Raw genomic sequence first — 13,015 nt, 5'->3', positions numbered from 1 at the left:
TTTTTAAACCCATCGAAGAAGCACTTGAGCAAAGTCACTTCTTCGTTAATGCTTTTAGGGAACAACCATTATTACAAAGCATTGCCTTGAATTCATATCGCTCAAAAGCTATGAAATAAGCATCTTGATTGGTTATGGGTATATCACCTTATTAACTTTCTTTATTATTTATAAAAATGCGCTTATTAAAGAGCTACGGGCAACTAAGAAATAAGCCATCATTTGTTTTAGGCTTAATAACAATATCTGCAATGCTTATTTCTAACTTACCCTTTGATGAAAGCCCAAAAGGTTCTGTTGTTTGAGTAAAGTCCATTCCATTTTGACTAAAACAAGATAAGTCTATAGATATCGTTTGCCATTTATTCATCGAGAGTTCATTTAAATATTGGGTAATATTGTAGCTATACCCACATTTATTTATTCCTTCACAAGACATTGACACAAAAACCTCATCAGATGGTTTGCTTACAAGATTCACACTAAGTTGTAAAACCGATTTATTTGATGATGTTATATTAAGGTTTTCAGTTAATGAGCTATTATTTTTAATAAACATTCCAGAATAACTCTTCGCTGTTTTGCTTGTTAAATCGCTATCATTTAACGTTATTTTAAAGGCGTCTTCTTGCACTCTTTTATCAACGGTTCGATAACTAATACCTGATAGTTTATGTGTATTAGCATTAACGGCTAACTGTTCAGTACCTGAATACAACCATAACGACCAAGGCTTTTTAATTGAATCTTTAAATATTGCTCGAACAGTATCTCCATCTTTAACAACTGAATCAGTATGACTTACCGTTTCATTTAAAGTATCTGTTAGCACATCTTTATCGCCATAAGACAAACCAAAACCGTAAGAAAATAATGGGTTATAGTTTTCATCATGTCGATTAACTGTGGTTTGATTAGATTCATTTGGCCATGAAAACGACAACTTACCTTTAAAGTTGTGCTGAATATTATTATTGCTGTCAGCTAAAATAACATCGGCAATACCTTCACCTTCAGAGCCAGGTAACCAAGCAGCAACAAAAGCATCAGACGCATTAATTTCAGCATTTACCCACATAGGTCTACCACTAATAAATAATGAAACAACGGGTATACCTTGCTGTTTAAATTTCTTTAACAAGGTTAGCGATTTTTCGTCAACAGACTGAAAGTTAAGGTCTTTTAAATCGCCTTGCCCTTCTGCATAAGGGTTTTCACCAAATACAACAATAGCCACGTCAGGTTTTTCTTCGTAACGTCCATCAACACTTAATACAGCTTTACCACCCGCTTTAGAGGTTTGATTTGCAATACCTTCAAATATTGAAGTACCTCCAGGAAAGTCTGCATTGGTATTGCCTGTACCTTGCCAAGTAATAGACCAACCACCCGATTGCTTACCAATATTATGCGCGCCATCTCCAGTAACTAAAATATTAAGCTTTGGCGATAAAGGTAATAAATTACCTTTATTTTTCAATAACACTAAAGACTCTTGTACTGCTTGTCTTGCAACTTGACGATGCTTATCACTTCCAATGAGTTCTGTTTTTCCAGAATATAAGCGTTTAGCTGGGCTTGGCTTTTTAAATAAACCAGCTCTAAATTTAACGCGTAATATCCGTGTAACAGCATCATCAATACGCGACATAGGTATTACACCTTGGTTGACTTGTTTGATGGTGTTTTCCATTAACGGCTTCCATGCATCTGTAGGCACCATAAAAATATCAAGTCCTGCATTTACTGCTTGTGGGCAGCTTTCGTTACTACAGCCTTTAACTTGCCCATGGCCATTCCAATCACCTACAACAAAGCCGTCAAACCCCATTTTTTCTTTAAGTACTTCTGTTAGTAAATAACGATTACCGTGAATTTTTTCACCATTCCAGCTATTAAATGATGCCATTACTGATTGAGCACCCGCAGCTAATCCACTGACATAGCCTTGTGCATGAAGTTTATAAAGATCTTGCTCTGATAATGGATTATTTCCCTGATCCTTACCCGCTATAGTACCGCCATCGCCAATAAAGTGTTTAACGGTACTAATAACTCTGTCGTCACCTAAAAAGTCACTTCCCGCATGACCTTGTAAGCCTTTAACAACTGAAGCAGCATATAATTTTACAATATCTGGATCTTCAGAATAGCCTTCATAGGTTCTACCCCACCGGTCGTCTCTAACTGTAGCAACGGTTGGTGCGAAAACCCAATCAATGCCCGTTACCATAACTTCGGTAGCAGTTATCTTGGCAATTTGTTCGACTAATTCAGGATTATTTGCCGCACCTAAACCAATATTATGAGGAAATAAAGTCGCCCCAATAACATTATTATGACCATGAACGGCGTCGGTGCCCCACATGGTTGGGATCCTTGTTCCATCTAATGAGTCGTCAATTGAGGCTTGATACATTTCTTCTGCCAAGGCAATCCAGTCTTGTGGTGTAGAGTGCTTATTATTATTTGGAAATGCCCCACCACCATTTAAATACGAACCAAAACCATATTTACGCATATCAGCAGGTGTAATATCGCGAATTTCAGGTTGGATCATTTGTGCAACTTTTTGCTCTAATGTCATAGTCAACAGCATAGATTTTACTTGTTGCTCAAGAGCTACATCTGTTTTCACTTCAGAAATAATTGTTGGCCAAATTGAGGATGATTTATCTGATAACTCCGCACTAGCTTCACTGTTATTTACTTTATCTTTAGTTACTGAGTTACAGGCCTGTATACCAAATAAAACTGCTGCAGATAGAATTGCATAGGTCAATTTAATCATTACGTGCGCTCCTGATTTAAGTCTGTGGTTGGTGTAGCACCACTCATGCCGTAATAAACGATATAGCTATAGCAAATTACAGGGATAATAAATGACAATTGCACACCAACAATATCAGCAAGAACACCTTGAAGTAACGGCACAATAGCACCACCAACGATGGCTAGACATAAAACGCCAGCGCCTTGACTGGTGTGCTTACCTAAGCCGTTTAACGCCAAACTAAAAATCGTAGGAAACATAATCGAGTTACATAACCCCACTAAAAGGATCGACCACATCGCAATACTACCGCTTGTCAAAATAGCAACAGACACTAAAATAACAGCAAAAGTCCCATTAAAACTAAGCACTTTACTCGCTGATACTTTTTGCATTACAGCGGCACCAATAAAACGCCCCACCATAGCGCCTCCCCAATAATAGGTTAAGTACTTGGCCGCTTGAGATTCTTCTAAACCTGCAATATTGGCTTCACCAAAAAAGTTAATTAAAAAGCTCCCTATCGACACTTCTGCGCCAACATAAACAAAGATCCCCAGAGCTCCTAAAACTAAATGACGATACTGCCAAGCAGAGCCTGATACCACTTCATTAGGTGCCGTTTCAGCACTGCTGATATGAGGAAGTTTTAACCAAGCAAAAATAGCGGCTAGCAATAACAAAGCGGCCGTTAGTATTAAGTAAGGAACTTTTACTGAGTCTGCTGAAGGTGCAACAGCCATAGAACTGGCAGCTTCATTAAGAATAAACAAAGCCCCTAAATATGGCGCTATTGTGGTACCTAATGAATTAAATGCTTGAGTCATAGTTAAGCGTGATGACGCAGACTCTGTTGGTCCAAGTAAAGTAACATAAGGGTTAGCCGACACTTGTAATATAGTGATACCACTTGCCAAAACAAACAATGCAGATAAAAACATAGGATAGCTATGCATTGACGCAGCAGGATAAAACATCAAGCAGCCTAAAGCCGCAACTACCAATCCAGCAACAATACCTCTTTGATAACCCACTTTTTTTACAAGGTGCCCTGCCGGTAACGACACTAAAAAGTAAGCACCAAAGAAACAAAACTGCACCAGCATTGATTGGGTATACGTTAAGTCAAAAATTGCTTTTAAATGAGGAATAAGAATGTCATTTAAGCAGGTAATAAAGCCCCACATAAAAAACAACGTTGTTAATGAGATCAGAGCAAAACGATTTTGACTCGGCGAACCAATATTAGTCGTAGTATTGTTTTGATCTAAAATGACCGAATGTCCAGCCATAAGATAAGTTCCTATATTGAGATAAGTCGATGTTGGCTGCCTATATTTATGCAGATAGAAATAATTTAACCGCTAAACAACCAGTCCACCGATGAAAGAAAGTGCGCTTACATTACGTATAAGCGCAAGCTACAACAGGTGGCTTATTTTAATAAGCCACCTTAAACTTAAGTGTCGATTAATTGTCCATAGTGTATCTAAAGCCAACTGCATATCTTGGTCCGTATTGAGCGGCATCTAAGAATTGACTTTCAAAACGACTAAATGAACGTTCGGTTTCGTTGGTTAAGTTAATGCCTTCAAAGAACACTGTCATTTTGTCAGTAACTTCGTAATTAACACTTAAGTCCCACTGAAGGTACTCTTCTTCATATTGTGGAGGTGTTCCTGCAGCATCAGGTAACCCTTGACCAATCAAATACTCGTCACGCCATGCAGCTGTTACTTTCACAGACAAGCCGTCTTTCTCATAAAAAACTTGCAGGTTAGCTGAGTCACTTAAGCCCGAAAGTACAGCCTGAGAGGCAAGAATATAGTTATCATATTCCACATCTCCATCAACAAAAGTGGCATTAAAGCCAGCACCAAAACCTGAGTCACCAAATAAATGTTGTACAGCTAATTCAATTCCATTTACTTTACGTGAACCAACGTTTTCAGGTGAGCCAATAGTCCATTCAATTAATGGATCAGTTGCAGAATCAGGTAATACACGATTGTTTTCACCGATACCTACACCATTGGCTACTATTTCATTGTAGATAGCAGAGTCAGTAGCTTGCTCTCCTCGACCTTCAATAGCAGTTACAGCATTATTCCAACGTTGGCCTAAATAAATATCATGTAAACCTTCAAAAGTTGTTTTAACTTCAGTGTTATCAATCCAGTCATCAACATCTTTCCAGAACAAGCCGATGGCAGCATAACTTGCATCGTCATAGTAATATTCAAGAGTTAGATCTAAGTTCGTTGATTTAAATGGTTTTAAATTAGGATTACCACGGCTTCCACTTCTCGAGTTAAGTTTAGGAGACGATGTTAAGCTAAGGTTACCCAACATAGAGTCTAGTGTTGGCCTTGTAATAGTTTGTCCCCAAGACGCTCTTGCAACTAAATCTTCACTTAGATCGACCTTGATATCTAACATAGGAAGTAGCAGATCGTATTCACCTTCAAAATCTACTTCTATAAGCTCACCACCACCCGCAAATTCTGTGATCCACTCAGAGCCACCCGCCCAGTAAACTTGTTCAGCTACTTGGCTTTTTGCAGGGCTAACAATGTCTGTTTCTTCATAACGCACACCTAAATTTAACTGCACATCATAACCACTAACCTCAAAAGCCCATGCTGTTGAAAGATATAAACTGATAGTTTCTTCTTCCACTTTATTCACTGGGAATTCGTCAAAACTTCCTACTTCATAAACGTCACTTCCCACAACATCTTCAGTTAAGAATAAAGCTTGTCTTGTGAAAGCTTCGTCAAGGTTATAGGTATAAGCATAGGCAGGTTGAACGCCATTAGAGCCAAAAGAAAATTCATCAAGGAAATCACTTAAATCAACCCTTTCAAACATACTATCAGGGAATATTTCAGCATATGTTCCATTGTTGAATCCTGGAGCATTTGCATTATTTGAACCGCCCCATCCCGTTAATGTTTGTTTTGTATAAGCGGTACCAAACTTAAGAGTTTCTAAACCAAAGTTAGTATCTAAAAGAAGTTGTCCGTCTAACTGAACTTGTGTAACTTCAGATTCTGCTGGAGTTCTAGTAAAGATACTAAAGTTAGAACCAATCTGACTTGGGTCTATCTCTTGAGAACCATTGTTCCAATTAATATTAAAACCAGGAACATCACCTTCTTTAAATAAATATTCTTTACTTGAAAGGTCAGCAGATCCCAATATCACTCTAGCATTTGCGCCTAAACCTGCATCCTTACCATTATCAGTTGTGGTTTTTGAGTTATGTGCATCAAATGTAAAGCTTAAGTCATCAGTTGCGAACCACTCAATATTAATACCGGTTGCTTTTGAATCAACTTCATTAGTCTCACGAAACGAAGTAAAAGAGCCGTCATCTCCAGCTGATTCATAATAAATAGCAGTACCATTTTCATCTAATTCATAAGCATTAGCATTTCCACCAAACGAACCATTCCAAACACCCCAAGATAACGCATTAGTACCCGTTACTGCGTTAGATATTGTGTGATCAAGCGTAAATATTAAGTCATCGGTTGCAGCAAATTGAAAAGTGACTTGAGCATTAGTTCGCTCACGTTGTATGTCATCTCTTGAATAGCTTAGTTCTTGTGGGAAGAATGAAGCTGAAATGTATTCTCCTCCTTCTCCTGCAGTTGGGTCATAAAACTGTTTTGACACATTACCATCTGCATCTAAAGGACGGTTATCAATAATATTTTCAGGATCTACCGTCAAACTCGGATTAACAACCCAAGAACGAACATTAGCTGATTGACGTTGAAAGTCTCGACGATGATAAGAAAAGTTTGCTGAAACACCAAAACGATCGTCATCAAAAGTATTACTATAAATACCTGCAATTTCAGGCGTAATACTATCACCGGCGTCTACCGATGTATCATGGATACCTTTCGCCATAATAGAGAATTTCTGACCTGGATTTTGTAAAGGTCTTGCAGTAACAATATTTACTGTTGCGCCTAACCCACCTGTTGGTACTTCAGCGCGAGCTGTTTTCATTACTTCAAGTGAACTTACACCTTCAGAAGACAGGTTTTCAAAATTAAATGAACGAGTAAAACCTGTACCCGCCATCTGACGACCATTTAAAGTAACTAAGTTAAACTCGGGACCGAAACCACGTACTGTAATTTCACTACCTTCACCATTACTTCGACTTACCGAAACACCAGTAATACGTTGCAATGACTCAGCTAAGTTAGTATCAGGGAATTTACCCATTTCTTCGGAAGAAATAGCATCTACAACACCCGACATATCACGTTTAATATTCATTGAACGTACTAAACTGCCGCGTATACCTTTTACTTCAATAACTTCTATTTCAGCCTTCGGCTCAGTTAATGCAGCTTCTTCAGCGAATACACTATGACTTAAACCTGAAGCTAAAATTAATGAGATACATGTCGCTATATGTTTTTGTTTAAATTTAATGTTTTTCATATTGACTCTACTTTTTAAAAATTTATATGAATTGAGAAGTAAATACCGCTCGATTTTTAATTATGGCTTGGGCTAAGGGTTACTAATAAGTACGTTATCAATTCGGTACTCAGCACCCTCGCCTGTTGCCCATAGAGGGAAAAACATCACAACATCTATCTGGCTAATATCTAAACCGGCATCAAATAAAGTTTGTAAAGAAAAAGTATAGGTTTGCCATTCACCCGTTACAGGCGCAACACCTTCTTGACTTGCCGTGATAGGTAATTCAACCGCAGTCTCTGTATCACCTGACTCAATTTTGAAAATCCAAGTTGAATCAGGATCATTTGGTGCAGTAATCACTTTCATATCAAATTTAACAACGCCAGTTGCTAATAAATGAGAGACATCTAAATAAACGTCATCATCAGCTAACAACCCCATAACAGTAGGTGTTGCGCCAATAACAAATTGAGCAGTCATGCCATGTTCAGTACCATCGTTTTCAAGAGTTGGTGTTGAACCACCACAACAATCCCAAATACTCCACATGTCTTTAGCTTGCTCATCAAATAAAACAAAACCATCTGAATTACTTTCAGCTGTAGGATCGTAAATCTTTACGTTATCAACACGGTAAACTGCACCTTCACCTGCGCCCCATGCTGGGAAAATCATAAGAACATCAATAGCACTTAAATCAAAACCAGCCGTTGCTAAATCAGATAAATTAAAAGTATAAGTTTGCCATTCGCCTTCAACAGGAGCAGTAGCTTCAACACTTGTTGTTAAAGACACTTCAAAAGCAGATGCTGCATTGTCGGTTTCAACTTTAAAAATCCAATCAGTGCTTGAATCGCTTGGCATGTTAACTACTTTCATCTCAAACTGAATAACACCATTAGTAATAATACCTGTAGCATCAAACGGAGCAGGTTGAGTTGTATTAGGGTCTCTTGAAATAAAGCCCATTACTGTTGGTTCTGAACCAATAGAAAACTCTGAAACATTAGTATGAGCATCGTCATCTAATTCAACAGTAGGTGTAGAACCGCCACAACAATCCCATAATGGCCAACTAGGGTTTTCTGAATTTTCAAAAAGTACCAATTCTGGAGATGATAATTCATCTGAAGCTATGGTTAGATTAGTGACTTGATATACAGCCCCATCACCTGCTCCCCATACAGGAAAAATCATAACTACGTCAATTGCACTTAGGTCTAAACCTGCATCAGCAAGCATTTTCAAAGGAAAAGTATAAGTTTGCCATTCTCCCGTTGTTGGCGCTAAACCTTCAACACTTTGGGTTATAGGTAACTCTGCGGCAGTTGTCCCTTCTTGGCTTTCTAGTTTAACGACCCAGGTTGAATCAGTATTACTAGGCGCTGACACCACTTTCATATCAAACGAAACGGTACCGGTTTCAATTAAAGGTGAGGCATCAAACGGACTTGCTTTACCTGCTTCGTCGTTTATAAATGCATCTCGAGAAATAAAGCCCATTACTGTAGGTTCTGCACCTATAGAGAATTCCGTAACATTACCTTTTTCACCGTCTGCAACAATCGCGGGGGTTGACCCACCACAACAATCCCATGCAGGCCAGTTAGGGTTAACAGTGCCAGAAAAAATAGTTAAGTTTTCCGCAATACCCGTTGATGGAGGTGAAGGAATTGGTGCTTCGCCTTCTACTAGTGCATCTTCTAAACTATCGTAACCAGGACGAACAGTTTCACAACCTTTACCTGTATCAGGGTTTTGCTGACATTCGTATACGCGTACGTAGTCAATTTCAAATGATTGGCCATTTGCAAAAGCTTCAGCGTCTATACCTAAGTTATTTACATTTTCTGGCCAGTCGCCGCCTACTGCAAAGTTTAAAATAAGATAGAATTCTTGATCAAATGGAGCATTTTCCCAAAAAGTTGTTAGCTCGCCACTCACATTATCAAAGTTTTCAGTAAACCAACCTCTGTGAGACAAGCCAACGGCTTCGTCTTTACTGTTCGTTCTAACTTCAGATTTACGTTGAGTTGCATATAAATAGTCATCTACATACCAGCGAATTTCACCTTCTTGCCATTCAACAGCGTAAGTGTGAAAGTCATCTGCTGGGTTTAAGTCGTTAGGTAAGTTATAGGCTTTTCCTGAATTAACGTTATCAGGCCATTCTTTACCATAGTGCAATGTGCCATGAACCGTACTTTCTACGTTTCCATCTGCATCAGTTGTTTTAAGGTTGACGGTTTCAAGAATGTCGATCTCACCAGATTTTGGCCAACCACCATATACTTCATCGGTTGGTAGCATCCAAAACGCTGGCCAGCTTCCTTGTCCGCTCGGTAATTTAGCGCTTATTTCAAAACGCCCGTATTTAAAATCTGCTTTATAACGTGTAATTAAACGTGCTGATGTATAAGGTTGTTGAGCACCTTCTTCAGCAGGTAATGCAACAATATTAAGTTTTCCGTCAGTAATAAACGAATTATCAGCGCTATCGGTATAACACTGCTTTTCACTATTTCCACCGCCTTGGCAGTTAACTTCATGTGTCCATTTTTTACTGTCGATAGCTGAGCTATCAAATTCGTCTGCCCAAACCATTTTCCAACCACTGTCGGGTTGAGATACATCAACAGCGCGAGTATTTGTTTCAGTTTCTGCACCACTGCCACATCCTAATAGCGATACAGTTGAAACTAAAGCAACTAACTGCGATACCTTGTACATAGCTTTATGCGTAGCTTTTTTCATAAATGTCCCCGAGTTCACACGATTTATTTGTTCGTTTTTTGTATTCTTGTATTTTTTATAACTATTTTTATGAGAGTTTTTAGCTAACAACACTCAATACAAAACAACCAAACTTGTAGATAAACAATTTAATTTTAAATTGCTCCCTAGAATTATCTTGGTTTAAATAAATAAAACTAACAATTGAAATGCGGCATCATGGTTAAACCATGCGGCAATGCTGGTGTAGAAAAAAATTAAGAGATAAAGCGATACAAAAATAAGATGAAATGTTAAAGCTGTTTCGACTCAAGTATTTGTTGAATAACAGAGCTATAATTTCGACTTACTTTAAGGTGAACGTCATTACCTAAATCAAGAATACTTTCGCTATTTCGCATAGGTTTAATACTCTTAATATAGTTAATGTTTACGAGAGTGGACTTATGAATACGTGTAAATAATTTAGGATCTAACTGGCTTTCTAGTTTTTTCATGGTTATACGAACTATATGTGTTTCATTACTGTCATGAATGCACATATAGTCGCCCGCAGCATCTATCCAACGAATGTCTTTAACGGATACAAATACTTTTTCATGATCATTATTTTTAATCACTAGCTCTTGGTTAAATAAGGTCGGTAAAGGGCTGTCTGATCCTAACCAATTTTCTAGTTCAGATACGGCAATGCCTGAAGTTTCACCCAATGCTTTAAGTAACTTATATTTCTCTTTAGCGGCGTTTCTTTCACTATGATTTTCTGAGTTACCATTAATGTTAACAGGCTGAGCACGCTGCATTATGCGTTCAACCGTTTTTTGAAGTCGACCTAAGTTAGCTGGTTTTAATACGTAATCGATAGCGTTTAACTCAAAAGCCTCAATTGCATATTCGCCATATGCGCTAACAAAAACAATCATAGGCAAAATGTCTGACTGTAGTGCTTGAACCACTTCAATACCGTTAAGCCCAGGCAAACGTAAATCTAAAAAAAGTACGTCAGGCGTTAATGTTTGGCACAAATGGATAGCTTGGTCACCATCACTCGCTTCAGCTATAACATGTATTTCAGGGATTTTTTCTAATCGAAGGCGAAGCCCTTCTAATGCAAGGGGTTCATCATCGACAATTATTGCCGTTAAGGGTTTTACATTCATCATTAAGCCTATTGTTCACAAGGAATAGAAATTAATACAGTTGCACCGCCCTCTTCACTATTGGCGAGATTTATATCAAAGTCTCCATTAAACATAGCATCTAATCGCGCTTTCGTATTAGTTATCCCAATACCAAAACCTTCTCTCATTTTTTTATTTAATTCTCGACCGTCATCAATAACTTTAATCACTAACCTTTCATTTACTTTTTTAGCTTGAATGGTAATGGTGCCGCCTTCTTTACGTAATTCAATAGCGTACTTAATTGCATTTTCAACTAAAGGTTGTAATAACATACTCGGTACTTGGCAAGCCATAACGTTATTATCAATATTAAGTTCAACATTTAACCGTTGGCCAAATCGTACTTTTTCAATCGAAAAATATAGATCGAGTAACTCTAATTCTTTTTGTAATGTAGTTTTGCTTTTGTCGTTTTTGTCTAAAGAATACCTAAAAAACTCGCATAGTTTATCTAACATTTCATTAGCTTTGTCATTCTCATGCTTAAAAATAAGTGTTGAAATAGCATTCATAGTATTAAACATAAAATGAGGATTTAGCTGATAGCGTAGCATTTCTAACTGAGCCTCTTTGGCTGAAGTTTGTGCTCTTAGCAACATTTCATGCTCTTTTTGAAGCTTAGTGTTGTACAACATAATAAAAAAGATAGAGGTCCAAACAAACATAGTGGTTAACGAAAACAATAACCAACCACCAAACTCCAACATATTCCAAGCTTCATTCCACTGCTGTTGATATACAATTGTTTTATAAAAACTCAGCTTCATTACATTGAAAACCAAGCCCAAAGCAGCGGCTGATATAAAACTATAAAACAGGGTTTGTTTAAGAGGTAAATGAACTATTTTTCGAATGAGTAGCCACTGAAAGTACGATAATAAAAAGCCACTTAAGGTTTCTAATATTAAATTGGTAAATTGCCTAGCAAGGTTAAATTCAGGCAGATCTAATTGCGGCCTAATAATAGCTAAAAACACAACAATGCTATAACCCAGCCAACCTGCAATTTGTAAGGTCCAAAATTGATGACTTTGTTTTGAAAATGATTGTGCGCCTAATTCGAGCGTACTTGCTGTTTTATTTACTTTCATAACATCAATTAAACCATGTAATTAATAAATATGGAGGCTGCTGAACTTTAATTTTAGCCTCTAGTTCAGTAACTCTATACGTTAAATATATATCAAATAGCCTGAAAAGAAGCGTTTTTGCGACAACGCGTGCAGTTAGAAAGACAACTCATGCATGTTAAAAGCGTAAACATAGCTAAAGAAGAGTAATAACTTAATACAGAGATTAATGATTTAATTAAAAGAGAGCGTAAAGAACAAAGCAATAAACTAAGCATCTAAATTAGATGGTTATTTATTACTTTGTTGATGGAACCAATTAAACGTACGAATAATTATATTACTGTTCTTTTTGAGTTTTAAGACCCGTTAAAAACGCTGATAAAACATCATCAGAGCATTCTTTATAATGTTTATTATTCACGTTTCTAAAAAATGAACTTAATTCATATTTATCCAATGTTATTTTACCTAATCCTAAAACAGTAATTACATCGTCAGCTTTTAGATTTAAAGCAATTTTAAGTTTATTAAATACTGCATTGTTATTCAGGCTCACTTCAGCAGCACGATCAGGACCGTCGCTTGGGCCGCGTTGATCCACAATCAAACCATTTAAAAAGCCAGCAAATTCAACATCAAGTAACTCTTTATATGTAGGATCATTTTTTTCTACAAAAATTTGAGTTAATTGCTCTGCTGATATTTCACATTGGCCAAGCCCAAATACAGCGCATATTTTCTCATTGTTAAAATCAAAAATATTACACACACGTTTAAGAGTTACATTATTTATCATTAAA

At 37.3% G+C, this 13,015-nt stretch carries 7 protein-coding genes; all 7 read right to left on the bottom strand.

Annotated elements, in window-relative coordinates:
- Positions 1-193 precede the first annotated feature (193 nt).
- Complete coding sequence (locus tag AC0L5Q_RS20565; protein WP_473613405.1) at positions 194-2,791, bottom strand: glycoside hydrolase family 3 protein; 2,598 nt, start codon at positions 2,789-2,791, stop codon at positions 194-196.
- Positions 2,791-4,065, bottom strand: coding sequence for a sugar MFS transporter (locus AC0L5Q_RS20560; protein ID WP_473613404.1), 1,275 nt, complete (start codon positions 4,063-4,065; stop codon positions 2,791-2,793). The genes AC0L5Q_RS20565 and AC0L5Q_RS20560 overlap by 1 nt, the downstream gene beginning before the upstream one ends.
- Positions 4,066-4,243: 178 nt before the next feature.
- Positions 4,244-7,240: a TonB-dependent receptor gene (locus AC0L5Q_RS20555; RefSeq protein WP_473613403.1), complete on the bottom strand. Its 2,997-nt coding sequence runs from the start codon at positions 7,238-7,240 to the stop codon at positions 4,244-4,246.
- 72 nt (positions 7,241-7,312) lie between these two features.
- Complete coding sequence (locus AC0L5Q_RS20550; protein ID WP_473613402.1) at positions 7,313-9,979, bottom strand: family 16 glycosylhydrolase; 2,667 nt, start codon at positions 9,977-9,979, stop codon at positions 7,313-7,315.
- A 272-nt stretch (positions 9,980-10,251) separates the two neighbouring features.
- Positions 10,252-11,121 carry a LytR/AlgR family response regulator transcription factor gene (locus tag AC0L5Q_RS20545; protein ID WP_473613401.1) on the bottom strand — a complete coding sequence of 290 codons (870 nt, stop codon included), beginning with the start codon at positions 11,119-11,121 and terminating at the stop codon, positions 10,252-10,254.
- Between the two features lie 5 nt (positions 11,122-11,126).
- Positions 11,127-12,233: a sensor histidine kinase gene (locus tag AC0L5Q_RS20540; RefSeq protein WP_473613400.1), complete on the bottom strand. Its 1,107-nt coding sequence runs from the start codon at positions 12,231-12,233 to the stop codon at positions 11,127-11,129.
- Positions 12,234-12,552: 319 nt separating this feature from the next.
- Positions 12,553-13,011 carry a YehS family protein gene (locus AC0L5Q_RS20535; protein WP_473613399.1) on the bottom strand — a complete coding sequence of 153 codons (459 nt, stop codon included), beginning with the start codon at positions 13,009-13,011 and terminating at the stop codon, positions 12,553-12,555.
- Positions 13,012-13,015 lie beyond the last annotated feature (4 nt).

The organism is Pseudocolwellia sp. G5-9 (genome assembly GCF_055808995.1).
This window is presented reverse-complemented; position numbering and strand designations above follow the sequence as displayed.